The organism is Pseudomonas sp. S30_BP2TU TE3576, assembly GCF_050436025.1.
In the GTDB taxonomy this organism is placed as follows: Bacteria; Pseudomonadota; Gammaproteobacteria; order Pseudomonadales; family Pseudomonadaceae; genus Aquipseudomonas.
On the sequence record NZ_JBNDLK010000001.1, the window covers coordinates 4,913,705 to 4,939,672 of the forward strand.

General features: G+C 58.2%; 21 protein-coding genes. 16 read left to right on the plus strand and 5 right to left on the minus strand.

Annotated elements, in window-relative coordinates:
• The first annotated feature begins 31 nt into the window (after positions 1-31).
• The 4 genes from ABIA48_RS22445 (at position 32) to ABIA48_RS22460 (ending at position 5,929) form a co-directional block, all read left to right on the plus strand.
• Positions 32-634, plus strand: coding sequence for a DsbA family protein (locus ABIA48_RS22445; protein ID WP_177318963.1), 603 nt, complete (start codon positions 32-34; stop codon positions 632-634).
• Positions 627-2,444, plus strand: a complete 1,818-nt coding sequence (locus ABIA48_RS22450) for an ABC transporter ATP-binding protein (RefSeq protein WP_204934173.1) — start codon at positions 627-629, stop codon at positions 2,442-2,444. The genes ABIA48_RS22445 and ABIA48_RS22450 overlap by 8 nt, the downstream gene beginning before the upstream one ends.
• 187 nt (positions 2,445-2,631) lie before the next feature.
• The gene (locus tag ABIA48_RS22455) at positions 2,632-5,091 is read left to right on the plus strand and encodes an EAL domain-containing protein (RefSeq protein ID WP_429491414.1); all 2,460 of its coding nucleotides are present in this window, start codon (positions 2,632-2,634) and stop codon (positions 5,089-5,091) included.
• 76 nt (positions 5,092-5,167) lie between these two features.
• The gene (locus ABIA48_RS22460; protein WP_429491416.1) at positions 5,168-5,929 is read left to right on the plus strand and encodes a TenA family transcriptional regulator; all 762 of its coding nucleotides are present in this window, start codon (positions 5,168-5,170) and stop codon (positions 5,927-5,929) included.
• A gap of 136 nt (positions 5,930-6,065) precedes the next feature.
• On the opposite strand, the gene ABIA48_RS22465 is transcribed toward ABIA48_RS22460, so the two are convergent.
• From ABIA48_RS22465 to ABIA48_RS22485, 5 genes are all read right to left on the minus strand, one after another.
• Positions 6,066-6,992: a GGDEF domain-containing protein gene (locus tag ABIA48_RS22465; protein WP_429491418.1), complete on the minus strand. Its 927-nt coding sequence runs from the start codon at positions 6,990-6,992 to the stop codon at positions 6,066-6,068.
• Positions 6,993-7,368: 376 nt separating this feature from the next.
• Entirely contained in the window at positions 7,369-8,109 is a 741-nt protein-coding gene (locus ABIA48_RS22470; RefSeq protein ID WP_007985378.1) for a YciK family oxidoreductase, read from the minus strand.
• Positions 8,110-8,284: 175 nt separating this feature from the next.
• Positions 8,285-8,956 (minus strand): N-acetylmuramic acid 6-phosphate phosphatase MupP, encoded by a 672-nt coding sequence (gene mupP, locus ABIA48_RS22475; RefSeq protein ID WP_108229830.1) that lies wholly within the window; start codon positions 8,954-8,956, stop codon positions 8,285-8,287.
• A 4-nt stretch (positions 8,957-8,960) separates the two neighbouring features.
• Positions 8,961-9,659: a bifunctional 2-polyprenyl-6-hydroxyphenol methylase/3-demethylubiquinol 3-O-methyltransferase UbiG gene (gene ubiG, locus ABIA48_RS22480; protein WP_007985381.1), complete on the minus strand. Its 699-nt coding sequence runs from the start codon at positions 9,657-9,659 to the stop codon at positions 8,961-8,963.
• 58 nt (positions 9,660-9,717) lie between these two features.
• Complete coding sequence (locus tag ABIA48_RS22485) at positions 9,718-11,052, minus strand: TRZ/ATZ family hydrolase (RefSeq protein ID WP_429491422.1); 1,335 nt, start codon at positions 11,050-11,052, stop codon at positions 9,718-9,720.
• A 108-nt stretch (positions 11,053-11,160) separates the two neighbouring features.
• Between ABIA48_RS22485 and mtnA the strand changes: the two genes are divergently transcribed.
• From mtnA to ABIA48_RS22545, 12 genes are all read left to right on the plus strand, one after another.
• The gene (gene mtnA / locus ABIA48_RS22490; RefSeq protein ID WP_007985385.1) at positions 11,161-12,237 is read left to right on the plus strand and encodes an S-methyl-5-thioribose-1-phosphate isomerase; all 1,077 of its coding nucleotides are present in this window, start codon (positions 11,161-11,163) and stop codon (positions 12,235-12,237) included.
• Between the two features lie 436 nt (positions 12,238-12,673).
• Positions 12,674-15,328, plus strand: a complete 2,655-nt coding sequence (gyrA, locus tag ABIA48_RS22495; protein ID WP_007985386.1) for a DNA gyrase subunit A — start codon at positions 12,674-12,676, stop codon at positions 15,326-15,328.
• Positions 15,329-15,559: 231 nt separating this feature from the next.
• Positions 15,560-16,645 (plus strand): 3-phosphoserine/phosphohydroxythreonine transaminase, encoded by a 1,086-nt coding sequence (serC, locus tag ABIA48_RS22500; protein ID WP_007985387.1) that lies wholly within the window; start codon positions 15,560-15,562, stop codon positions 16,643-16,645.
• Complete coding sequence (pheA, locus tag ABIA48_RS22505) at positions 16,645-17,739, plus strand: prephenate dehydratase (RefSeq protein ID WP_429491425.1); 1,095 nt, start codon at positions 16,645-16,647, stop codon at positions 17,737-17,739. The genes serC and pheA overlap by 1 nt, the downstream gene beginning before the upstream one ends.
• Before the next feature lie 13 nt (positions 17,740-17,752).
• Complete coding sequence (gene hisC / locus ABIA48_RS22510) at positions 17,753-18,865, plus strand: histidinol-phosphate transaminase (RefSeq protein WP_007985389.1); 1,113 nt, start codon at positions 17,753-17,755, stop codon at positions 18,863-18,865.
• 28 nt (positions 18,866-18,893) lie between these two features.
• Positions 18,894-21,101, plus strand: coding sequence for a bifunctional prephenate dehydrogenase/3-phosphoshikimate 1-carboxyvinyltransferase (locus ABIA48_RS22515; protein WP_429492913.1), 2,208 nt, complete (start codon positions 18,894-18,896; stop codon positions 21,099-21,101).
• On the plus strand, positions 21,098-21,787 hold the full coding sequence (gene cmk, locus ABIA48_RS22520; RefSeq protein WP_007985391.1) for a (d)CMP kinase: 690 nt from the start codon (positions 21,098-21,100) through the stop codon (positions 21,785-21,787). Before ABIA48_RS22515 ends, cmk begins: the two co-directional genes overlap by 4 nt.
• Before the next feature lie 120 nt (positions 21,788-21,907).
• A complete protein-coding gene (gene rpsA, locus ABIA48_RS22525; protein WP_007973639.1) occupies positions 21,908-23,599 on the plus strand; it encodes a 30S ribosomal protein S1 in 1,692 nt (563 codons plus the stop codon).
• 209 nt (positions 23,600-23,808) lie between these two features.
• Positions 23,809-24,090 (plus strand): hypothetical protein, encoded by a 282-nt coding sequence (locus ABIA48_RS22530; RefSeq protein ID WP_429491428.1) that lies wholly within the window; start codon positions 23,809-23,811, stop codon positions 24,088-24,090.
• Between the two features lie 153 nt (positions 24,091-24,243).
• Positions 24,244-24,540, plus strand: a complete 297-nt coding sequence (ihfB, locus tag ABIA48_RS22535) for an integration host factor subunit beta (protein ID WP_085717207.1) — start codon at positions 24,244-24,246, stop codon at positions 24,538-24,540.
• A 24-nt stretch (positions 24,541-24,564) separates the two neighbouring features.
• Positions 24,565-24,801, plus strand: a complete 237-nt coding sequence (locus tag ABIA48_RS22540; protein ID WP_429491430.1) for a lipopolysaccharide assembly protein LapA domain-containing protein — start codon at positions 24,565-24,567, stop codon at positions 24,799-24,801.
• Positions 24,802-24,862: 61 nt separating this feature from the next.
• On the plus strand, positions 24,863-25,912 hold the full coding sequence (locus tag ABIA48_RS22545) for an LPS O-antigen chain length determinant protein WzzB (protein ID WP_429491432.1): 1,050 nt from the start codon (positions 24,863-24,865) through the stop codon (positions 25,910-25,912).
• The last annotated feature ends 56 nt before the right edge of the window (positions 25,913-25,968 follow it).

Sequence of the window (25,968 nt, forward strand, 5' to 3'; positions counted from 1 at the left end):
GTCTGCGCGCCTGCTCTATGTGATGGACCCGATGTGCTCCTGGTGCTGGGGGTTTGCCCCGGTGGCCAACGCACTGGTCGAGCAGGCGCAAGCCGCAGGCGTGAAGGTGCACTTGATAGTGGGCGGCTTGCGCACCGGTAGCGGTGCGGCGCTGGAGCCGAGTACCCGGCGCTATATCCTTGAGCACTGGCAGGCAGTCACCGAGGCCACCGGCCAGCCCTTCAAGCTCGAAGGCGCGCTGCCCGACGGTTTTGTCTACGATACCGAACCTGCCTGCCGGGCACTGGTGACGGCGCGCAGCCTGGCGCCGGATTGCGCGTGGAAATTGCTCGGGCTGATTCAGCACGCGTTTTATGCCGAAGGTCGCGATGTCACGCAAGCCAGCGTGCTGGTGGAGTTGGCGGAGCAGGCCGGTTTGCCACGTATCGAGTTCGCCGGCGCTTTCGACCGGGCCGATATGCATACGGCCACCGCTGCCGATTTCACCTGGGTCCAGGACCTGGGCATTGCCGGTTTCCCCACCATGCTGGCTGAGCGTAAAGGTCAACTGGCGTTGTTGACCAATGGCTATCAGCCTTTGAGCGAGTTGTCCCCGTTGCTCGGCCGCTGGCTGGAGCGTGCTGCCTGTGCATGACCCGTCCGATGATGTCTCAACCGCTAAACTTGTCGACCGCCTGAGCTGGGCGGAAATCCGTCGTCTGGCCCTGCATCACAAGAAATCCCTGTGGATCGCCAACGGCGTGGCCGTGTTGGCGACCTTGTGCAGCGTGCCGATTCCCTTGCTCCTGCCGTTGCTGGTTGATGAGGTGTTGCTGGGTCACGGTGATGCCGCGCTGAAGATCATGAACCATGCGCTGCCCGAAGAATGGCAGAAGGCCGCGGGCTATATCGGCCTGATGCTGCTGGTGACCTTGACCCTGCGTTGCACGGCGTTACTGTTCAACGTGGTGCAGGCGAAACTGTTCGCCGGGCTGGCCAAGGACATCGTCTATCGCATTCGTGTGCGGCTGATCGAACGGCTCAAGCGTATTTCCCTCGGCGAATATGAAAGCCTGGGCAGCGGTACGGTGACCACGCACCTTGTGACTGACCTGGATACGCTGGACAAATTCGTCGGTGAAACCCTCAGCCGTTTCCTCGTGGCCATGCTGACCCTGGTCGGCACTGCCGGCATTCTGATGTGGATGCACTGGAAGCTGGCATTGCTGATTCTGCTGTTCAACCCGTTGGTGATCTACGCCACGGTGCAGTTGGGCAAGCGGGTCAAGCACCTGAAGAAACTCGAGAACGACAGCACCTCGCGCTTCACCCAGGCGCTGACCGAAACGCTGGATGCGATCCAGGAAGTTCGCGCCGGCAACCGCCAGGGGTTTTTCCTCGGTCGCCTGGGGCAACGCGCCCGGGACGTGCGTGACTATGCGGTGAATTCGCAGTGGAAAACCGATGCGTCGAACCGTGCCAGCGGTTTGCTGTTCCAGTTCGGCATCGATATTTTCCGGGCCGCGGCGATGCTCACCGTGCTGTTTTCCGACCTTTCAATCGGCCAGATGCTCGCGGTATTCAGCTACCTGTGGTTCATGATCGGTCCGGTGGAGCAACTGCTGAACCTGCAATATGCCTACTACGCTGCCGGCGGTGCGCTGTCGCGGATCAATGAGCTGCTGTCCCGCGCCGATGAGCCCGAATACCCGGGCGGAGTCGATCCGTTCAACGGTCGCGAGACGGTCGGGCTGGAAGTGCAAGGGTTGAGTTTCGGTTACGGTGATGAACTGGTCTTGAACCAGATGAACCTGTCCATCGCCCCTGGCGAAAAGGTCGCGATCGTTGGTGCCAGTGGCGGCGGCAAGAGCACGCTGGTGCAGTTGCTGCTTGGTCTGTACACGCCGCAGGCCGGGACCATCCGTTTTGGCGGTTCGACCCAGCAGGAAATTGGCCTGGAAACCGTGCGGGAAAATGTAGCTGTGGTCCTGCAACATCCGGCGCTGTTCAACGACACCATACGGGCCAACCTGACCATGGGCCGTTTACGCAGTGACGAGGCCTGCTGGCAGGCGCTGGAAATTGCCCAATTGCACGGTACGGTCCGGGATTTGCCCAATGGCCTGGACAGCATCGTCGGGCGCTCTGGTGTGCGTTTGTCCGGCGGGCAGCGCCAACGCCTGGCCATCGCCCGGATGGTGCTGGCCGAACCCAAAGTGGTGATTCTGGACGAGGCCACCTCGGCGCTGGACGCCGCCACCGAATACAACCTGCACCAGGCCCTGGCGCGATTCCTGAGCAATCGCACCACTTTGATCATTGCCCACCGACTTTCTGCCGTAAAACAGGCCGATCGTGTGCTGGTATTCGACGGTGGGCAGGTCGCAGAGGATGGCGATCATCAGCAACTGATTGCAGACGGTGGTCTGTACGCCAAGCTTTACGGTCATCTGCAGCGGTTGTAGCGAGATGACATCAAGGTTGCAGGACGTTACTTCAATATTATAAAAACCATCGTCGCGACCGGATTTAGCGGCCGCGATACTCCCTCCGAGCATTGCTTATCGCTTGCCGGGATCGGAATCGCCCCCTAGTCTAGCTAAAGCGATTTCGTCCGGAAGACGAGCAAGCAGTGCTAAAGCAAGGGAACTCATGAATCAAACGCGGACTCTCGGAACGCCACGGTTGTTAGGCATCGTCTGGCCTTTTATCGCCGTTGTGTTATTTCAGGCCCTGTTGGGGGGCGTCAGTCTTTATGTACTGTCAGCGGTCCGTGGCTATGTCGCCGGTGAAAGCCTGTGGTCCAAGGGCCAGAAAGACGCCATCTATTACCTCAACCTTTACGCCGACAGTGGCGACGAAGCGATTTTTCATAAATACCAGAACGCCATTTCCGTGCCTCAGGGCGGGCATGAGTTGCGTGTGGCGCTGGATCATCAGCCGCCGAACATCGAGGCCGCACGTGCGGCGATCCTCAAGGGCGGCAACCATCCTGACGACGTGTCCAGCCTGATCTGGCTGTACCTCAATTTCCGGCACTTCAGCTACCTCGAAAAAGCCATCGATCGCTGGACGGTGGGTGATGCCTACCTGGTCCAGCTCGATGCCGTTGCGCGGGACATGCATCAGCACATCACTGCCGGCCCGGCCTCCAGTGCGGATGTTCAGCGCTGGAAGGAGCAGATTTTCGCCATCAACGACGGCGTGACGCCGGCGGCGAAGGCGTTCAGCGATGCCTTGGGTGAAGGTTCGCGGGTGATTCTGCGTTTGTTGCTGATGACGAATCTGGCCACCGCCCTGGGCTTGATTGCATTGGCATTGATGCGCACCCATAAACTGCTCAAGCAGCGCCATGCCTTCGCCGATGCGCTGCAACTGGAGAAAGAACGGGCGCAGATCACCCTGCAATCGATTGGCGACGGAGTGATCACCACGGATGTTTCAGGTGCGATTGCCTACATGAATCCGGCGGCCGAGGCGTTGACCCACTGGAAGGCCGAGCAGGCGACGGGGTTGCCGCTGGCTGCGCTGTTCAACCTGCTGGACGAAAATGCCCAGACCGATGGTTTCACCCTGATCGAGCATATTCTGAGCGGCCAGCTCAGTGGCGGCAGTGAGCATTCCAAGCTGATTCAACGCCTGGACGGCAGCACGGTATCGGTCACGCTGGTGGGCGCGCCGATCCGCAATGCCGGCAAAGTCAGCGGGACGGTGCTGGTGCTGCATGACATGACCCAGGAGCGGCAATACATCGCCAATCTGTCGTGGCAGGCGACCCACGACGCCTTGACCGGGCTCGCCAACCGCCGCGAATTCGAATATCGACTGGAACAGGCGCTGCACAATCTGACCCGCTACTCAGGTCGCCATGCCCTGATGTTCCTCGATCTGGATCAGTTCAAACTGGTCAACGATACCTGCGGCCACGCGGCGGGCGATGAGCTGTTGCGGCATATCTGTGCGCTGTTGCAATCCGGGCTGCGCGAAGGCGATACCCTGGCGCGCCTTGGTGGTGACGAGTTCGGCATCCTGCTGGAAAACTGCGCTCCGGAAGCGGCGGAGAAAATTGCCGAGAGTCTGCGTCAGACCGTGCAGAATCTGCATTTTGTCTGGAAGGGCCGGCCTTTTGTGACCACTGTCAGTATCGGCCTGGTCCACGTTGCGCAGAATCCGACGACGCTCGAAACCTCGCTGCGTGCTGCCGACATGGCGTGCTACATGGCCAAGGAAAAAGGCCGGAACCGGGTCCAGGTCTACCATCCGGATGACTCGGAATTGTCCCTGCGCTTCGGCGAAATGGCCTGGGTGCAGCGTTTGCACATTGCGCTGGAAGAAGACCGCTTCTGCCTCTACGCCCAGGAAATAGCACCCTTGGGCCATATCGATCAGGACGGCGGACACATTGAAATTCTGCTGCGATTACATGATGAAGCGGGGCGGATGATTTTGCCTGACAGCTTCATCCCGGCTGCCGAACGTTATGGCCTGATGAGTTCGCTGGATCGTTGGGTTGTACAGAACGTGTTCAAGATCATTGCCCAGTGCCGGGCCGAACAAGGCCACGGGCCGCTGGCCATGTGTGCGATCAATCTGTCAGGCGCGACGATTGGGGATGAAGCGTTTCTGGACTTTTTGCGCGAACAGTTTGTGACGTATTCGATTCCGCCTGAAATGATTTGTTTTGAAATTACTGAAACCAGCGCCATTTCAAATCTTGGCAGCGCCATTCGATTCATTAATGAACTCAAAGGCTTAGGATGCCATTTTTCACTCGATGACTTTTGTGCCGGAATGTCCTCATTCGCGTATCTGAAACATTTGCCTGTAGACTTCCTGAAGATCGACGGGAGTTTCGTAAAGGATATGCTGGACGACCCGATTAACCGCGCCATGGTCGAAGTGATCAATCACATCGGCCATGTGATGGGTAAGCGCACGATTGCCGAGTTTGTTGAAACGCCCCAGATCGAGCAGGCATTGCTGGAAATCGGGGTGGATTACGCTCAAGGGTATGTGATTGAACGCCCGCATCTGTTTACCCGCGATAGCTTGCTAAGTCGTCCTGCCAGGCCTCAACCGCTGTTGTTCAAGGCGCCTGGCACGTTCCGTTGAAACTCCTGCCGGTCTTACAATCACAATCAAAAGGAGCTCGACAGTGATCGACACATTCAACCGAACCGGACCGCTCATGGAAGCTGCAAGTTATCCTGCCTGGGCCCAGCGCCTGATCCTGGATTGCAGTGAGAGCAAGCGCCGGGTTGTCGAACACGAACTGTACCAACGCATGCGAGACAACAAGCTCAGTGCGAAGACCATGCGCCAATACCTGATCGGTGGTTGGCCGGTGGTCGAACAGTTCGCGTTGTATATGGCACAAAACCTGACCAAGACCCGTTTTGCCCGTCATCCTGGCGAAGACATGGCCCGTCGCTGGCTGATGCGCAATATCCGCGTCGAATTGAACCACGCCGATTACTGGGTGCACTGGAGCCGCGCGCACGGTGTCAGCCTGGAAGATTTGCAGGCCCAGCAGGTGGCCCCTGAGCTTCACGCCTTGAGCCATTGGTGCTGGCACACCAGTTCAGCCGACTCACTGATCGTTGCGATTGCCGCCACCAACTACGCCATCGAAGGGGCGACCGGGGAATGGTCGGCGGTCGTTTGTTCCAACGGTATCTACGCAGCCTCGTTCCCCGAGGAAGATCGCAAACGGGCGATGAAATGGCTGAAGATGCATGCCCAGTACGACGATGCCCACCCTTGGGAAGCCCTGGAAATCATCTGCACATTGGCGGGCACCAACCCGAGCAGATCCCTGCAGATGGAGCTGCGTCAGGCCGTTTGCAAGAGCTACGATTACATGTACCTGTTTCTCGAACGTTGCATGCAACTGGAACACGCAGAGAGAACGCCGGTCGCTCGTGAGCGGTTGGCACTGGCCGAAAGCTGATTCAACTATTACGCAATAAAACTGTGGGAGCGGGCTTGCTCGCGAAAGCGGAGTGTCATTCAGCTCGGATGTCAGCTGATACGCCGCCTTCGCGAGCAAGCCCGCTCCCACATTGGTTTGTGTGGTGGCTGAAAAATCAGCCCGCCATCTTCAGTCGGTTACGTCCTTCGCGCTTGGCCACATACAAAGCGCTGTCTGCCCGACGCAACAGGCTTTCGGCAGACTCACCGGGCAAGAGGGTCGAACAGCCAATGCTGACCGTCAGCACGATCGTATGACCATCGGCCAGGTACTCTTCAGACTGCACTGCAAACCGCAGCCGCTCACCGACCATCGCCGCGGCCTCGCGGCAGGTGTTCGACAGCAGGATCAGGAATTCTTCACCGCCATAGCGGAACACCATGTCCACGTTGCGCAGCTGGTTTTTGATCGAGGCGGCGACCGCCTTGAGCACGTCATCGCCAGTGCTGTGACCATGGGTATCATTGACTTGCTTGAAATGATCGATGTCCAGCATCAGCACTGACAACGGTTGCAGATGGCGCCGGGACAGCTCGATTTCCCTTTGCAGCGTTTGGTCCATGGCGATGCGGTTACCGGCGCCCGTCAGAGGGTCGCGCAGTGCGCTTTGGGTGGCGGTACGGTAAAGCAGCGCGTTGCGCATCGGGAATAGCAGCGCGGCCAGCAGTGATTCGAGATTGCCTTGTTCCTGTTCGCTGAAGCGCTGATTGCGGCGGAAAATCAGCTCACCCAGGTGTTCGCCTTCGTGACTGAGGCTGTAACTGATTGAATGGTGGCCGCGTTGGCCGAACTCCAGGCGCAGGTCACTGCTCTTGTGCTGGTAGCTCAAGGCGTCCAACGGCACCAATCGCTGAATTTCGCGATAGAACGTCCCAAGAATGCGTTGCGGCTCAAGACTGGTTTGCAACTGCAGGCTCAGTTGCTGGCGCAATTGCGCAAGGCTGACGGGTCTTTCCAGAAGGGGCGGCTGCTGACCAAAGCCCAGGCGCTGCAATTTGGCGCTATCGAAGTCAATTGCGTTGGTCTGGGAAGGTGGTTTCATAAGGCATGCGCCCCTAAGCAGTAAGGCTGTCTTACAAGCAGGGTGAGAGCGGCTTAGGGCTGCGCGTCGTACTGGTCCGTCAGTCCCGTAGGACATTTCGTACAAGTTTAATCTGCTTTCTGGAAGATGAGTAACTTCTGCACTCATGCTTCACCCCGTCTGCTTTCACGTTGCGTGTCTGAGCAAACTTAGAGCGAAAGTCGTGCCATTCGCTTCATCCAAATAAAATCTGTACTAAATCAATGTGTTGAGATTCATTTGCGACACGTGTAGCGCTGCACGTGACGTTTGTTTGACAGGTGTCTGGCTCGAATGCGAGAGCCTTCGAGTGCCGCGTCGGGAAGCCGGCGCGGCACAAATAAGCGACGCACGGTCGTTACTGGGCGTTGAACGCCTGGCCGTTGATACCGGTGCTGTCCGGGCCCATCAGGTAAAGGTAGACCGGCATGATCTCCTCGGGCGTCGGGTTGTTCAGCGGATTTTCACCCGGGTAAGCCTGGGCGCGCATGCTGGTGCGAGTGGCGCCCGGGTTGATGCTGTTGGAGCGTACCGGGGCCACGGTATCGACTTCGTCAGCCAGGGTTTGCATCAGGCCTTCGGTGGCGAACTTGGAGACACCGTAAGCACCCCAGTATGCGCGTCCCTTGCGGCCGACACTGCTGGAAGTGAACACTACCGAGGCATCCTGCGACAGCTTGAGCAGTGGCAGCAGTGTGCTGGTGAGCATGAACATGGCATTGACGTTGACTTGCATGACCCGCATGAAGTTTTCGCCAGAAAGTTGCTCGATCGGCGTGCGCGGGCCGATGATCGAAGCATTGTGCAGCAGGCCGTCGAGATGCCCGAATTCGCTCTCGATCATTGCGGCCAGCTCATCGTACTGATGGGGCAGGGCGGTTTCGAGGTTGAACGGGATGACCGCCGCTTGTGGATGGCCGGCGGCTTCGATTTCGTCGTAAACCTGAGTCAGGTTGGCTTCGGACTTGCCCAGCAATAGTACGGTTGCGCCGTGGGCCGCGTAGGTTTTTGCCGCGGCGGCGCCGATGCCGCGTCCTGCGCCGGTGACCAGAATGACCCGGTCCTTGAGCAGTTCGGGGCGGGCGGAATAATCAAACATAAAAAACCTCACAAACAGAAGACAGATCGCAGCGCGGCCATTCGCGGGCAAGCCCGCTCCCACAAAGACTGAGGGTGTTCACATATTTTGTATCCACCTGGGGAACCTGTGGGAGCGGGCTTGCCCGCGAAGGCGTCAGACATCACGCCACTTCCCTGGAGCCTGAAACCGGATCTCAGCAGCTACACAAAGCGCTATCGAGCACTTTGCGCAACTCCAGCGGATGGTCGACAACCACGTCCGCGCCCCAGTGGCGCGGGTTATCGTCCGGGTGGATATAGCCGAAGGTCACCGCAGCAGTCTTGGTGCCGGCATCGCGGCCCGACTCGATGTCGCGCAGATCGTCGCCTACGAACAGCACGCTGGCCGGGTCCAGGTCGAGCATCTTGCAGGCCAGGATCAATGGCTCCGGATCCGGTTTGCTGTTCTTCACGTGATCCGGGCAGATCAGCAGCGCCGAACGTTCGGCCAGCCCCAGCTGTTGCATGATCGGTTCGGCGAAACGCAATGGTTTGTTGGTGACCACGCCCCAGATCAGGTTGGCTTTTTCGATGTCGGCGAGCAATTCAGCCATGCCGTCGAACAGCTTGCTGTGAACGGCGCAACCCACGAGGTAGCGCTCCAGGAACTCCAGGCGCAACGCTTCGAAACCCGGCGATTCCGGGTCCATGGCGAAGGTCACTGCGACCATAGCCCTGGCGCCACCGGAAATCTCGTCGCGAATGTGCTTGTCGTTCATCGGTGGCAAGCCGCGGTCGGCACGCATCGCCTGGCAGATCGCAATGAAGTCCGGCGCGGTGTCGAGCAGGGTGCCGTCCATGTCGAAAAGAACTGCTCTGATTGGCATCGGCTTATTCCTCGCGCAGGGTCTGGATCATGTAGTTGACGTCCACGTCGGCCGCCAGTTTGTAGTGTTTGGTCAGCGGGTTGTAGGTCAGGCCGATGATGTCCTTGACGGTCAGGCCGGCCATGCGGCTCCAGGCACCGAGTTCGGAGGGTCGGATGAATTTCTTGAAGTCGTGGGTGCCGCGGGGCAGCAGCTTCATGATGTATTCGGCGCCGACGATGGCGAACAGGTACGCCTTCGGATTGCGGTTGATGGTGGAGAAGAACACTTGGCCGCCGGGCTTGACCATGCGGAAGCAGGCGCGGATTACCGAAGACGGGTCCGGTACGTGCTCAAGCATTTCCAGACAGGTGACCACGTCGAACTGCTCGGGCATTTCCTCGGCCAGGGCTTCAGCGGTGATCTGCCGGTATTCGACGTTGACGCCCGACTCCAGTTGATGCAGCTGGGCAACCGCCAGCGGCGCTTCGCCCATGTCGATACCCATGACGGTCGCGCCGCGCTGGGCCATGGCTTCGCTGAGGATGCCGCCGCCGCAACCCACGTCGAGGACTTTTTTGCCGGCCAGGTTGACCCGTTCGTCAATCCAGTTGACCCGCAGCGGGTTGATGTCGTGCAGCGGTTTGAATTCGCTTTCGCGATCCCACCAGCGATGGGCCAGGGCCTCGAATTTGGCGATTTCGGCGTAGTCGACGTTGCTCATGGTTTAAGTCCTCTAAAACTTGAAAAATCCTGTTGCCCCGGATGGCGTTCCAGGGGGCTTACGATTCGGTACGGCCACTGATGCGCTGACCCCAGGCCTTCGCAACGGTGCCAAGCTGTTGTTCATCCAGACGTGTCAGGCGACGGTCGTCGAGCAGTTGCTTGCCGGCCACCCAAAGGTGTTTCACGCAGTCCCGGCCGGTGGCGTATATAAGCTGCGAAACCGGGTCATAGACCGGCTGCTGGGCCAGGCCGGAGAGGTCGAAAGCGACCATGTCCGCGGCCTTGCCGATTTCCAGCGAGCCGGTTTCGGCCTCGATACCCAAAGCCCGGGCGCCGTTGAGGGTAGCCATGCGCAAGGCGCGATGGGCATCCAGCGCGGTGGCCGAGCCGGCGACAGCCTTGGCCAGCAGGGCCGCGGTGCGGGTTTCGCCGAGCAGGTCCAGGTCATTGTTGCTCGCCGCACCATCGGTGCCGACCGCGACATTGACCCCGGCCTCCCACAAACGCTCAACGGGGCAGAAGCCGCTGGCCAGCTTCAGGTTCGACTCCGGGCAATGAATCACATTGCTGTTGCTTTCTACCAGCAGTGCCAGGTCTTCATCGCTGATCTGGGTCATGTGCACCGCCTGGAAGCGCGGCCCCAGCAAACCCAGGCGCGCCAGGCGGGCCAGCGGGCGTTCACCGCGCTGCTCGACCGATTGCTGCACCTCGAACGCTGTTTCATGCACGTGCATGTGGATCGAGGCGTCCAGTTCTTCGGCGATCACCCGGATTTTTTCCAGGTTTTCGTCGCCTACGGAATAGGGTGCATGGGGGCCGAAGGTGATTTTGATGCGCTCGTGGTGCTTGAGATCGCCAAACAGCTCGACGCCCTGACGAATGGCTTCGTCCGCCGTAGCTGCGCCCGGAATCGGGAAATCGAGGATTGGAATCGCGATTTGCGCGCGAATACCGCTGTTGTGCACGCGCTCACTGGCAACCTTCGGGAAGAAGTACATGTCAGAGAAACAGGTGATGCCACCTTTGATTTGCTCGGCGATAGCAAGGTCGGTGCCGTCGCGCACGAAGTCCTCGTCGACCCATTTGGCTTCGGCGGGCCAGATGTGGTTTTCCAGCCAGGTCATCAATGGCAGGTCATCGGCCAGGCCGCGGAACAGCGTCATCGCCGCGTGCCCGTGGGCATTGATCAGGCCGGGGCTGAGCAACATGTCGGGCAATTCGCGGATTTCGGTTGCGTTAAGCTTCAGTGCGGCAGAACGTGGGCCGATAAACACGATGCGTCCATCACGGATGCCCACGCCATGTTCTTTGAGGACAACACCAGCGGGTTCGACGGGTACCAGCCAGGTCGGCAGCAACAACAGGTCGAGCGCAGCGGCAGTGTTCGGCATCGAGGGTCGGTTCCAGTGCTTTTGTAAAGGATGGCGAAGTATACCCGAGCGTCTTCGCGGGGGGATCGCTATAATCGGCGGCTTTTGTTCATGAGTGCGGGGTGAGGGATGCGCGATCGACTGTTGGCTGCGGAAAAGGTAAAGGCCATCGATTGGCGTGATGGCGCTCTCCATCTGCTGGATCAGCGTATTTTGCCGTTCGAGGAAACCTGGATCGCCTACACCAGCGCCGCTGGCGTGGCCGAGGCCATTCGTTCGATGGTGGTGCGCGGTGCTCCGGCGATTGGTATCAGTGCCGCCTATGGCATTGTATTGGCGGCGCGTGCCCGGATTGCCGAAGGCGGCGACTGGTACGCAGCGCTGGAAGAGGATTTTGCGCTGCTGGCCGATTCCCGTCCTACCGCCGTTAACCTGTTCTGGGCGCTGGGCCGCATGCACGACCGGCTGGATCGCCTGAAAGACAATGCCGATCCGCTGGAGGTGCTGGAGGCCGAGGCCATTGCCATTCACGAAAGTGATCGCGAAGCCAACCTGACCATGGCGCAACTGGGTGTCGACCTGATCCGCAAGCATCAGGGCAACGCCCAGGCGATCCTGACCCACTGCAACACCGGCGCGCTGGCCACGGGCGGCTTCGGCACGGCGTTGGGGGTGATTCGTGCTGCGTTCATCGAAGGCATGGTCGAACGAGTGTATGTCGACGAAACCCGCCCATGGCTGCAGGGCTCACGGCTGACCGCCTGGGAACTGGCCAATGAAGGTATTCCCGTAACCCTCAATGTCGATTCCGCCGCGGCGCATATCATGAAGACCAAAGGCCCTACCTGGGTCATCGTCGGCGCTGACCGGATCACTGCCAATGGCGATGTGGCCAACAAGATCGGTACCTATCAACTGGCCGTCAACGCCATGCACCACGGCGTGCGCTTCATGGTGGTGGCGCCCAGTTCGACCATCGACATGCACCTGGCCAGCGGTGACGACATTCCGATTGAAGAGCGTGACGGCCGGGAGTTGCTGGATGTCGGCGGCAAGCGAGTCGGGGCCGATGTCGATGCCTTTAACCCGGTCTTCGATGTAACCCCGGCAGACCTGATCGATGTCATCGTTACCGAAAAAGGCATCGTTGAGCGCCCGGATACGGCGAAAATGGCACAGTTGATGTGCCGCAAGCGTCTGCATTGATGATTCAGGATGCCTGATACATTGCCTTCGCGAGCAAGCCCGCTCCCACATTTGACCGAGCTCTCCAGTTAGACCAGGTCGAGTGTGGGAGCGGGCTTGCTCGCGAAGAGGCCCTGATGGCCAGCAAAAAATCCCCTATTTAGCCCGAGAATCTTCAATTAATAAGGCTCTAAGCCTCTCTCGTCCCCTTCAAGCCTGTCACCGGTCAACTAACTACTCTCCATGCGCATCTAGGGGATAGGTGCGTGGCGGCTCTTGTGATAACATCCGGCGGTTTCCAGAGTTGCCCCACGGGGTGACCTTTACTGCGCAGATCCATGGCATAACTCGTTGATTTGTCGTAAGTCGGTACATGGCACTCAGCCTGTATCGGCGAGCTTCGTTGGTCCCATATGGATGTGACGAAGTTTCACCAGAAAAAGGAATCAGGCTTCTCATGGGCGAACTGGCCAAAGAAATCCTCCCGGTCAATATCGAAGACGAGCTGAAGCAGTCCTACCTCGACTACGCGATGAGCGTAATTGTCGGGCGGGCACTGCCGGATGCGCGCGATGGCTTGAAGCCCGTGCACCGGCGTGTGCTGTTCGCGATGAGCGAGCTGGGCAACGACTTCAACAAGCCGTACAAGAAATCTGCCCGTGTTGTCGGTGACGTGATCGGTAAGTATCACCCGCACGGTGATACCGCGGTGTACGACACCATCGTTCGGATGGCGCAGCCATTCTCCCTGCGCTACCTGCTGGTAGACGGCCAGGGCAACTTCGGTTCGGTGGACGGCGACAACGCCGCAGCCATGCGATACACCGAAGTGCGCATGACCAAGCTGGCGCACGAGTTGCTGGCTGACCTGCATAAAGAAACCGTGGACTGGGTGCCGAACTACGACGGTACCGAAATGATCCCGGCGGTCATGCCGACCCGTATTCCCAACCTGTTGGTCAACGGCTCCAGCGGTATCGCCGTGGGCATGGCGACCAACATTCCGCCGCACAACCTCGGTGAAGTCATCGACGGTTGCCTGGCGCTCATCGACAACCCCGAGTTGACCGTCGACGAGCTGATGCAATACATCCCCGGTCCGGACTTCCCGACCGCTGCGATCATCAACGGTCGTGCCGGCATCATCGAAGCCTACCGCACCGGTCGCGGCCGCATTTACATGCGCGCCCGCTCGATGATCGAAGACATCGACAAGGTCGGTGGTCGTCAGCAGATCGTCATCACCGAACTCCCATACCAGTTGAACAAGGCGCGTCTGATCGAGAAGATCGCCGAGCTGGTCAAAGAGAAGAAGCTCGAAGGCATCACCGAACTGCGCGATGAGTCCGACAAGGACGGTATGCGCGTCGTGATCGAACTGCGTCGCGGCGAAGTGCCTGAGGTGATCCTCAACAATCTCTACGCCCAGACCCAGCTGCAAGCGGTGTTCGGCATCAACATCGTCGCGCTGATCGACGGCCGTCCGCGGATCCTGAATCTCAAGGACCTGCTGGAAGCCTTCGTGCGTCACCGTCGCGAAGTGGTTACCCGTCGTACCGTGTTCGAACTGCGCAAGGCGCGCGAGCGTGGCCACATTCTTGAAGGTCAAGCGGTTGCCCTGTCGAACATCGACCCGGTCATCGCCCTGATCAAGGCATCGCCAACGCCGTCGGAAGCCAAGGAGGCGCTGGTCAGCACCCCTTGGGAATCCTCGGCTGTGGTGGCGATGGTCGAACGTGCCGGCGCCGATTCGTGCCGTCCGGAAAACCTCGATCCGCAATACGGTCTGCGCGACGGCAAGTACTTCCTGTCGCCAGAACAGGCGCAAGCCATTCTGGAACTGCGTCTGCATCGCCTGACCGGTCTGGAACACGAAAAGCTGCTGGCCGAGTATCAAGAGATCCTCAACCAGATCGGCGAGCTGATCCGCATCCTCAACAGCGCCACGCGCCTGATGGAAGTGATCCGCGAAGAGCTGGAAGTGATTCGCGCGGAATACGGCGACGTACGTCGCACCGAGATTCTCGATGCCCGTCTCGACCTGACTCTGGGTGACATGATCCCGGAAGAAGAGCGCGTCGTGACCATTTCCCACGGTGGTTACGCCAAGACCCAGCCGCTGGCTGCGTACCAGGCCCAGCGTCGTGGCGGTAAAGGCAAGTCGGCCACCGGCGTCAAGGATGAGGACTACATCGCTCACCTGCTGGTTGCCAACAGCCACACCACGCTGCTGCTGTTCTCCAGCAAGGGCAAGGTGTACTGGCTGAAGACCTACGAAATCCCTGAAGCGTCCCGCGCTGCCCGTGGTCGTCCGCTGGTCAACCTGCTGCCGCTGGATGACGGTGAATACATCACCACCATGCTGCCGGTCGAGGAATACACCGAAGGTCACTACATCTTCATGGCCACCGCCAACGGCACCGTGAAGAAAACTCCGCTGGAATCCTTCAGCCGTCAGCGCAGCGTTGGCCTGATCGCGCTGGAGCTGGATGAAGGCGACGTATTGATCAGCGCAGCCATCACCGATGGCGAGCGCGAAGTGATGTTGTTCTCCGACGGCGGCAAAGTGACCCGCTTCAAGGAATCCGACGTTCGCGCCATGGGCCGTACCGCCCGCGGTGTGCGCGGCATGCGGCTGCCGGAAGGCCAGAAGCTGATTTCCATGCTGATCCCGGAAGAAGGCAGCCAGATCCTCACCGCTTCCGAGCGTGGATTCGGCAAGCGCACGGCGATCACCGAGTTCCCTGAGTACAAGCGTGGCGGTCAGGGCGTTATCGCCATGGTCAGCAACGAGCGTAACGGCCGTCTGGTCGGTGCGGTTCAGGTGCTCGACGGCGAGGAAATCATGCTGATTTCCGATCAGGGCACCCTGGTGCGCACCCGTGTCGACGAAGTGTCCAGCCTGGGCCGTAACACCCAGGGCGTGACCTTGATCAAGCTGGCCAACGATGAAACGCTGGTTGGGCTGGAGCGGGTTCAGGAGCCGTCGGAAGTCGAGGGTGAGGAGCTCGAAGGTGAAGAGGGTGACGGGTTTGTCGGTGAGGTCGTAATTGCCGACGTTGCCGAAGACCAGCAACTCGACGCCGCTGCTGACGAAGAACCACAGGAATAAGCGGGTAAGCAGGGGGCGGATGAAAATTCGCCCCCTTGTTGTTTGTCCGTAATGAAATATCGACACCCACGAAGATCCAGTGTGGGAGCGGGCTTGCTCGCGAAGACGGACTGACATCCAATAAAGATGTCACCAGTCCAGCCGCTTTCGCGAGCAAGCCCGCTCCCACATTGCATTGGTGTCGGCTGATGATTTACTGCGTGATACCACCAAATCAGAGCGAGATTGGATGTGAGCAAGAGAGCCTATAACTTCTGTGCCGGTCCTGCGGCGCTTCCCGAAGCTGTCCTGCAGCGCGCCCAGGGTGAACTCCTCGACTGGCACGGCAAGGGCCTGTCGGTTATGGAAATGAGCCATCGCAGCGATGAGTTCGTGTCCATTGCCACCAAGGCCGAGCAGGATCTGCGTGATCTGCTGAATATCCCCTCGAACTATAAAGTGCTGTTCCTGCAAGGTGGCGCCAGCCAGCAATTTGCTCAGATTCCTCTGAACCTGTTGCCGGAAAACGGCTCTGCCGACTATATCGACACCGGTATCTGGTCGCAGAAGGCCATCGAAGAAGCTTCGCGCTTCGGCCACGTCAACGTTGCCGGCACCGCCAAGCCCTACGACTATTTCGCCATTCCCGGCCAGAACGAATGGACGCTGTCGAAAGACGCAGCCTACGTTCATTACGCGCCGAACGAAACCATTGGCGGCCTGGAATTCCAATGGATTCCGGAAACCGGTGATGTTCCGTTGGTCGCCGATATGTCCTCGGACATCCTGTCGCGTCCGGTGGATGTTTCGCGCTTCGGCATGATCTACGCCGGCGCGCAGAAAAACATCGGCCCGAGCGGCATCGTGGTCAACATCGTTCGTGAAGACCTGTTGGGCAACGCCCGCTCCATTTGCCCGACTATGCTCAATTACAAGGTCGCGGCCGACAACGGCTCGATGTACAACACACCGCCAACCCTGGCGTGGTACTTGTCCGGCCTGGTGTTCGAGTGGCTGAAAGAGCAGGGCGGTGTCGAAGCCATCGGCAAGCTCAATGAAGTCAAGCAGCGCACGCTGTACAGCTTCATCGATGCCAGCGGCCTGTACAGCAACCCGATCAACAAGTCGGACCGCTCGTGGATGAACGTGCCATTCCGCCTGGCAGATGATCGTCTGGACAAGCCGTTCCTGGCCGGTGCCGACGAGCGTGGTCTGTTGAACCTCAAGGGTCACCGTTCCGTGGGCGGTATGCGCGCCTCCATCTATAACGCCGTCGACATCAACGCCGTCAATGCGCTGGTTTCGTACATGGCAGAGTTCGAGAAGGAACACGGCTAATGTCTGAGCAAGAACTCAAGGCACTGCGTCTGCGCATTGATGCCCTGGACGAAAAGGTCCTGGAGCTGATCAGTGAGCGTGCGCGCTGCGCCCAGGAAGTCGCGCGAGTAAAGATGGCCTCGCTGGCCGAAGGCGAAGTGCCGGTGTTCTATCGTCCTGAGCGTGAAGCTCAGGTGCTCAAGCGTGTCATGGAGCGCAATCAGGGGCCGCTGGGCAACGAAGAGATGGCGCGGTTGTTCCGCGAAATCATGTCTTCCTGCCTGGCACTCGAGCAGCCGTTGAAAGTGGCTTATCTCGGCCCTGAAGGCACCTTCACTCAAGCAGCGGCCTTGAAGCACTTTGGTCACGCGGTGATCAGCAAGCCGATGGCGGCGATCGACGAAGTGTTCCGTGAAGTGGCGGCCGGTGCGGTGAATTTTGGCGTGGTGCCGGTGGAAAACTCTACCGAGGGCGCGGTCAACCACACCCTCGACAGCTTCCTCGAACACGACATGGTGATCTGCGGCGAAGTCGAGCTGCGTATCCACCATCACCTGTTGGTCGGTGAGAACACCAAGACCGACAGCATCAGCCGCATCTACTCCCACGCCCAGTCCCTGGCCCAGTGCCGCAAGTGGCTGGACTCCCACTACCCGAATGTCGAGCGTGTGGCGGTGGCCAGCAACGCCGAAGCAGCCAAGCGGGTCAAGGGCGAGTGGAACTCGGCGGCGATTGCCGGCGACATGGCGGCCGATCTGTATGGGCTGACCCGTTTGGCCGAGAAGATCGAGGACCGCCCGGACAACTCCACGCGCTTCCTCATGATCGGCAATCAGGAAGTGCCGCCGACCGGCGACGACAAGACATCCATCATCGTTTCGATGAGCAACAAGCCCGGTGCGCTTCATGAGTTGCTGGTGCCGTTCCACGACAATGGCATCGACCTGACGCGAATCGAGACTCGTCCGTCGCGCAGCGGTAAATGGACCTACGTGTTTTTTATCGATTTTGTCGGCCATCATCGCGACCCGTTGGTCAAAGGGGTGCTGGAAAAGATCAGTCAGGAAGCAGTGGCACTCAAAGTGCTGGGTTCCTACCCGAAAGCAGTTCTCTAAGGGGCGGTAGCAAATGAGTGGCAATTTCCTCGCTCTGGCACAGCCGGGCGTGCAACAACTTTCGCCTTATGTTCCGGGCAAACCCGTGGACGAACTGGCTCGTGAGCTGGACCTCGATCCAGCCAGCATTGTCAAGCTGGCGAGCAACGAAAACCCGCTGGGTCCCGGCCCCAAGGCGCTGGCGGCTATCCGTGAGGCGCTGGCCGAGCTGACCCGCTATCCGGACGGCAATGGTTTTGCGCTCAAGACCCTGCTGGCCGAACAGTGCCGCGTAGAGCTTAACCAGGTGACGCTGGGCAATGGTTCCAACGACATCCTGGAACTGGTTGCGCGTGCCTATCTGGCGCCTGGCCTCAATGCCGTGTTCAGCGAGCATGCGTTCGCGGTCTACCCGATTGCCACTCAGGCAGTCGGCGCGCAGGCCAAGGTGGTTCCGGCCAAGGATTGGGGGCATGACCTGCCTGCCATGCTGGCAGCGATCGATGCCAATACCCGCGTTGTCTTCATCGCTAACCCGAACAACCCGACCGGGACCTGGTTCGACGCCGAGGCACTGGACGAATTCCTGCAGGATGTTCCGGAGCATGTACTGGTCGTACTGGACGAGGCCTACATCGAGTACGCCGAAGGCAGTGATCTGCCGGATGGCCTGGACTTCCTGGCGGCTTATCCGAACCTGCTGGTTTCCCGCACCTTCTCCAAGGCCTATGGCCTGGCGGCACTGCGCGTGGGTTATGGTTTGTCCACGGCGGTGGTCGCAGACGTGCTGAACCGTGTACGCCAGCCGTTCAACGTCAACAGCCTGGCCTTGGCCGCTGCTTGTGCGGCGTTGAAGGACGAAGAGTATCTGGCGCAAAGTCGCCAGTTGAACGAGTCCGGCATGCAGCAACTGGAAGCCGGTTTCCGTGAGCTGGGGTTGAGCTGGATTGCGTCCAAAGGCAATTTCATTTGCGTCGATCTCGGTCAAGTCGCGGCCCCGGTGTTCCAGGGCCTGCTTCGTGAGGGCGTGATCGTGCGTCCGGTGGCCAATTACGGCATGCCGAATCACCTGCGCATCACCATTGGCCTGCCGGCAGAGAACAGCCGCTTCCTTGAGGCGCTGACCAAGGTTCTGGCTCGTGGTTGATGTCACTGCGCTGCAATCTGCTGAGCCTATGATCGGTCGCTTGGTGGTGGTCGGTCTTGGGTTGATCGGCGGTTCGTTTGCCAAGGGTTTGCGTGAAAGCGGCATGTGCCGCGAAGTGGTTGGGGTCGATCTCGATCCGCAATCGCGCAAGCTCGCGGTCGAGTTGGGTGTGGTGGATCGCTGCGAGGAAGACCTGGGCGTTGCTTGCCAGGGCGCCGACGTCATTCAGTTGGCGGTGCCGATTCTCGCCATGGAGAAAGTGCTCGCGCGTCTGGCCGGCATGGACCTTGGGCAAGCGATCCTGACCGATGTCGGCAGTGCCAAGGGCAATGTGGTGCGTGCGGCCACCGAAGCATTTGGCAGTATGCCGTCGTGCTTCGTGCCGGGGCACCCGATTGCCGGTTCCGAGCAAAGCGGGGTGGAAGCCTCCAATGCCGAGCTGTTCCGTCGCCACAAAGTGATCCTCACGCCGCTGGCGCAAACCGATCCGGCAGCCCTGGCGGTAGTCGATCGCCTGTGGCGCGAGTTGGGCGCCGATGTCGAACACATGCAGGTCGAGCGTCACGACGAAGTGCTGGCCGCGACCAGCCATCTGCCGCACTTGCTGGCGTTCGGCCTGGTCGATTCGTTGGCCAAGCGCAATGAAAATCTTGAAATCTTCCGTTACGCTGCGGGCGGTTTCCGCGATTTCACAAGAATCGCCGGAAGCGACCCGGTCATGTGGCACGACATCTTCCTCGCCAACCGCGAAGCTGTCCTGCGCACACTCGATACATTTCGCAGCGATCTCGACGCCTTGCGCGACGCGGTCGATGCAGGGGATGGGCACCAGTTGTTGGGCGTTTTCACTCGCGCCCGGGTTGCCCGCGAGCATTTCAGTAAAATCCTGGCCCGCAGGGCCTATGTGGACGCTATGAATTCCAACGATCTGATTTTCCTGGCTCAACCTGGTGGCCGCCTGTCCGGTCGGATTCGCGTACCAGGTGACAAATCGATTTCACACCGCTCGATCATGCTTGGCTCCCTGGCTGAAGGCGTCACCGAAGTCGAAGGCTTCCTCGAGGGCGAAGATGCCCTGGCGACCTTGCAGGCATTCCGTGACATGGGCGTGGTCATTGAAGGCCCGCACCATGGTCGCGTGACCATTCATGGCGTCGGCCTGCATGGCCTGAAGCCTGCACCTGGCCCGATCTATCTGGGCAACTCCGGTACTTCGATGCGCCTGCTGTCCGGCCTGCTGGCCGCGCAGAACTTCGACAGCACCCTGACCGGCGACGCTTCGCTGTCCAAACGTCCGATGAATCGCGTGGCCAATCCGCTGCGTGAAATGGGCGCCGTGATCGAAACGGCCGCTGAAGGTCGTCCACCGATGATCATTCGTGGTGGCAACAAGCTCAAGGGTCTGACCTACACCATGCCAATGGCCAGTGCCCAGGTTAAGTCCTGTCTGCTGCTGGCCGGTCTGTATGCTGAAGGCAAGACCACCGTGACCGAGCCGGCGCCTACCCGCGACCATACCGAGCGCATGCTCCGTGGTTTTGGCTACCCGGTAACAGTCAATGGTGCGACCGCATCGGTCGAGTCCGGGAACAAGCTGATCGCGACCCACATTGAAGTCCCGGGTGATATCTCGTCTTCGGCGTTCTTTCTGGTGGCGGCATCGATCGCTCAGGGTTCGGAGTTGGTGCTGGAGCACGTCGGCATCAACCCGACCCGTACCGGTGTGATCGACATCCTGCGCCTGATGGGCGCTGACATCACCCTGGAAAACCAGCGTGAAGTGGGTGGCGAGCCGGTAGCAGACTTGCGCGTACGTGCAGCTAAACTCAAAGGTATCGAGATTCCCGAGGCGCTGGTTCCACTGGCCATCGACGAATTCCCGGTGCTGTTCGTCGCCGCCGCATGCGCCGAAGGGCGCACCGTGTTGCGTGGTGCCGAAGAGCTGCGGGTCAAGGAGTCGGATCGTATCCAGGTCATGGCGGACGGTTTGCTGGCGCTGGGCGTCAAGTGCGAGCCAACCCCGGATGGCATCATCATCGACGGCGGCCAGATCGGCGGCGGTGAAGTACACGGTCATGGCGATCACCGTATTGCCATGGCATTCAGCGTTGCTTCGCTGCGCGCCAGTGCACCGATCCGCATTCATGATTGTGCCAACGTCGCGACGTCGTTCCCGAACTTCCTGGCGCTGTGCGCACAGGTCGGTATTCGCGTGGCGCAAGAGGCACAGTCGTGATCAACATTGCACCGGTCATCACCATCGATGGGCCAAGCGGCTCGGGCAAGGGTACGGTAGCCGGGATCCTGGCCAAGCGCCTGGGCTGGAATCTGCTGGATTCCGGTGCGTTGTACCGATTGCTGGCCTTCGCCGCGCATAACCATGGTGTCGACCTGACCAATGAAGAGCTGCTGAAAAAACTCGCCGCTCATCTGGATGTGCAATTCATCGCCGCGACGGACGGTCAGTTGCAACGCATCATTCTGGAAGGTGATGAAGTCAGCGATGTCATTCGCACTGAAAGCGTCGGTTCCGGCGCTTCCCAGGTGGCTGCGCTGCCCGCTGTACGCGAGGCGCTGCTGCAGCGCCAGCGTGCTTTTCAGGAAGCGCCGGGCCTTGTGGCGGATGGTCGCGACATGGGTACCGTGGTTTTTCCTGACGCGCCGCTGAAGATTTTTCTGACCGCCAGCGCCGAGGAGCGGGCACGCCGTCGATATTTGCAGTTGAAGGGCAAAGTCGAGGGTGTTAGTCTGTCGAGTCTGCTAGATGAGATACGTGCGCGCGATGAGCGTGACACCCAGCGAGCGGTAGCCCCGCTCAAACCGGCGGCTGACGCCATACAGCTGGATTCCACGGAATTATCCATCGACCAGGTGCTGGAACGCATCATGAGCGAGATCGCCATTCGCGATATCGCCGGGTGACCAAGAAGGCCGCAGGGGACCAGTCATAGTCCTGCGGTGGCTTCTTTTAAATGAAACTAACCCATACCGTCTGGGGTGTGGAGATGGGCGTATTCTTCGCCCTCATCAACAGGAATTAAAATGAGCGAAAGCTTTGCGGAACTCTTTGAAGAAAGCCTAAAAACCCTGAACCTTCAGGCAGGCTCCATCATCACCGGTGTTATCGTTGATATCGATTACCAAGCTCGCTGGGTAACCGTTCACGCTGGCCTGAAGTCTGAAGCACTCATCCCGCTTGAGCAGTTCTACAACGACGCTGGCGAACTGAACATCAACGTCGGTGACGAAGTTCACGTTGCTCTGGACTCGGTTGAAGACGGCTTTGGTGAAACCAAGCTGTCCCGTGAAAAAGCCAAGCGCGCTGAATGCTGGATTGTTCTGGAAGCAGCCTTCGCAGCCGAAGAAGTGGTCAAGGGCGTTATCAACGGTAAGGTTAAAGGCGGCTTCACTGTCGACGTTAACGGCATCCGTGCGTTCCTGCCAGGTTCTCTGGTTGACGTCCGTCCAGTGCGCGACACCACGCACCTGGAAGGCAAAGAGCTGGAATTCAAGGTCATCAAGCTGGACCAGAAGCGCAACAACGTTGTCGTTTCCCGTCGCAGCGTCCTGGAAGCCGAGAACTCCGCCGAGCGCGAAGCTCTGCTGGAATCCCTGCAGGAAGGCCAGCAAGTCAAAGGTATCGTCAAGAACCTCACCGATTACGGCGCATTCGTCGATCTGGGTGGCGTCGATGGCCTGCTGCACATTACCGACATGGCTTGGAAGCGTATCAAGCATCCTTCCGAAATCGTCAACGTTGGCGACGAGATCGATGTCAAGGTTCTGAAGTACGATCGCGAGCGTAATCGTGTTTCCCTGGGCCTGAAGCAACTGGGCGAAGATCCATGGGTTGCTATCAAAGCCCGTTACCCGGAAAGCACTCGCGTTACCGCGCGTGTAACCAACCTGACCGACTACGGCTGCTTCGCTGAGCTGGAAGAAGGCGTTGAAGGTCTGGTACACGTTTCCGAAATGGACTGGACCAACAAGAACATCCACCCTTCGAAAGTCGTACAAGTCGGCGACGAAGTGGAAGTTATGGTTCTGGACATCGACGAAGAGCGTCGTCGTATCTCCCTGGGCATCAAGCAGTGCAAATCTAACCCGTGGGAAGATTTCTCTGGCCAGTTCAACAAGGGCGATAAAATCTCCGGCACCATCAAGTCGATCACCGATTTCGGTATCTTCATTGGTCTGGACGGCGGCATCGACGGTCTGGTTCACCTGTCCGACATCTCCTGGAACGAAGTGGGCGAAGAAGCCGTACGCCGCTTCAAGAAGGGCGACGAGCTGGACACCGTTATCCTGTCGGTTGACCCAGAGCGCGAGCGCATCTCCCTGGGTATCAAGCAACTGGAAAGCGATCCGTTCTCCGAGTACGTTCAAGAGAACGACAAAGGCGCCATCGTTAAAGGCATCGTGAAGGAAGTTGACGCTAAAGGCGCCATCATCACTCTGGCCGACGATATCGAAGCAACTCTGAAAGCCTCCGAAATCAGCCGTGACCGCGTTGAAGACGCGCGCAACGTTCTGAAAGAAGGCGAAGAAGTAGAAGCCAAGATCATCAGCGTTGACCGCAAGAGCCGTGTAATCCAGCTCTCGATCAAGTCGAAAGACGTTGAAGACGAGAAAGAAGCAATCCAGAGCCTGCGCGACAAGCCAGTAGCTACTGATGCTCCTGTGGCCACCACTCTGGGTGACCTGCTGCGTGCACAAATGGAAAAACAGAACTAAGTTCTGGCTTTCTGTAGAAAAGGGCGACTTCGGTCGCCCTTTTTTGTGTCTGGAATTTGGTGGATTGCACCGGTTTTACCAGCTCGAGTCGTGAACCAAAAATACTGAAAAATTGTCTGATTGTTTAATCGGATCAAACGCTTATTAGCAGCTAGTCTTTAGCCTGAGACAAATGATCGCCCGGTAGGCTTTCTGGCAAAAGGAAGTGAATGAACAAGCTCATTGTCGCAGTAGCGGTTCTGGCGTTAGCGGGTTGTACCACCAATGCCAAAACTCACGTGGTGCATGGGGTTAGCGGCATTGAGGTTGATTGTTCGGGGATCGGTTCAAAATGGGAGAGGTGTTACAAGCGCGCGGCTAAGGAGTGCAAGGGGCTGGGCTACAAAGTTTTGGCGAGGTCTGATGATGTCAAGGAAGAGGAGGAGAGTTTTCTCTTTGGATTCAACCCGGCAGGCTTCCTGACGCGCACTATGTTGGTGATTTGCCGATGAGAGGTTGTGGTTGCTCGGAAGTCTTCCTTCTTCCAGGAATCAGGCATTTTGAGGTGGTGGGATAGATGGCAAAACTCGGGCTGTTCAAAATCTTGCGGGCGTGCTAAAACCTTTGAAGCGCTGACCTAGCTGCTTGAAAAAGAAGGGAAAAATATGACGAAGTCGGAGTTGATCGAACGAATTGTCACCCATCAAGGGCTGCTCTCATCCAAGGATGTGGAGTTGGCCATCAAGACCATGCTTGAGCAAATGTCCCAATGTCTGGCTACCGGGGATCGTATCGAGATCCGGGGGTTTGGCAGCTTCTCTCTGCACTACCGCGCACCACGGGTCGGCCGTAACCCGAAAACCGGCCAGTCTGTCAGTCTCGACGGCAAGTTCGTTCCGCATTTCAAACCGGGCAAAGAGTTGAGGGATCGGGTGAATGAGGATGAGGATGCTGAGCTGTAGTCAGAATTAGCGAGAAGGTTTTCGATGAGTAATTTCAGACGAATCATTTTTTTTGTAATCGCATTGCTGATTGTATTTGCGACAGTCATCTTTGTGCTTGAAAATAAGCAACCTGTTTCACTGGTGTTTCTTGGCTGGTCGTCTCCGGAGCTCCCGGTAGCTTTATCGCTAATTTTGGTGTTGCTGATCGGTATGGCAATAGGCCCTCTTCTAGCTTTTATTTTTGCGCAAAAGAAGAAAAAGGATCCTAGGATTAGTTAAAATACGAGCTTAGAACATGAAACGCAACATCATAAATGCATACTAGAAAAGGCTGGCCAGAATGACGAATGACCCATCGACCAAGCCCGGGTCGGATGAGATAGATTTTTTTGAGTTGATGAGATCCCTTTGGGCTCAAAAAGTAATGATACTGTGCACTACTTTGGTTGTTGCTCTGGGTGTAACAGCTTATGCGTTTGTCAGTAAGCCAGTTTATGAAGCTCGTGTATATTTGCTGCCTCCAACTTTGAATGGGATCGCCGATTTTAACTATGGTCGAACCAAAGACTTGGAGCTTACACCTTATACAGTAAAAGATGTATATGATGTTTTTATCCGCAATTTGCAAAGTGAGGCGTTGCACCGCGCGTTCTTTCTTGAGGTGTATTTGCCATCACTTTCTGAAGCAGATCGAAAAGGTTCGCAGGATTTATTGTATTCAAAGTATTTGAAGAAACTTACTATAGGGTTGCCTTCCAAGGAACAGCCAGATCGATACTCAGTTTCAGTTCAGGATAATGATCCTGCGCGCGCAACCGAGTGGGTGAAAACCTTCACAGCAAATGCAGGTATTGCTTCTAAGAGTGAGGTGATCACCAACGTTACGCGGGAAGCAGAAGTTCGCGCTCGTAATATTGGGCAGCAAATCAGTATTTTGCGGCAAACTGAAAATGGGGTACGGAGCGATTCGATTAGCCGACTACAAGAAGCGTTGAAGGTTGCACAATCGATTGGTCTTGAAGAGCCTCCTATCATTGCAGGTAATGTTGCCGCCGAAGTTACTGCAACCATGGATGGCCAGTTGACGTACATGCGAGGCACCAAAGCGCTGAGTGCGGAAATAAAAAATTTGCAGGACAGAAAAAGTAACGATCCCTTCATAAAAAATCTTCGTATGCTTGAAATCAAGAAATTCTTCTATGAAGACCTGCAGATTGATTCCTCACGCGTTTCTGTTTTTCGGCAAGATGGATCTATAGAGATACCTGACGAACCTATCCGTCCAAAGAAGATGCTGTACATAGGGTTGGCTGTGATTGGAGGGTTGCTCCTGGGTCTGCTGATTGGCTTGGCCCGCTACTTGTGGAGTCTGCGTAGAGTGCTTTCTTGAGAATTCTCTAAGGCAAGTGCTGGATGTTAGGCGCTTGCGTTGGTTCTTCGACGGCA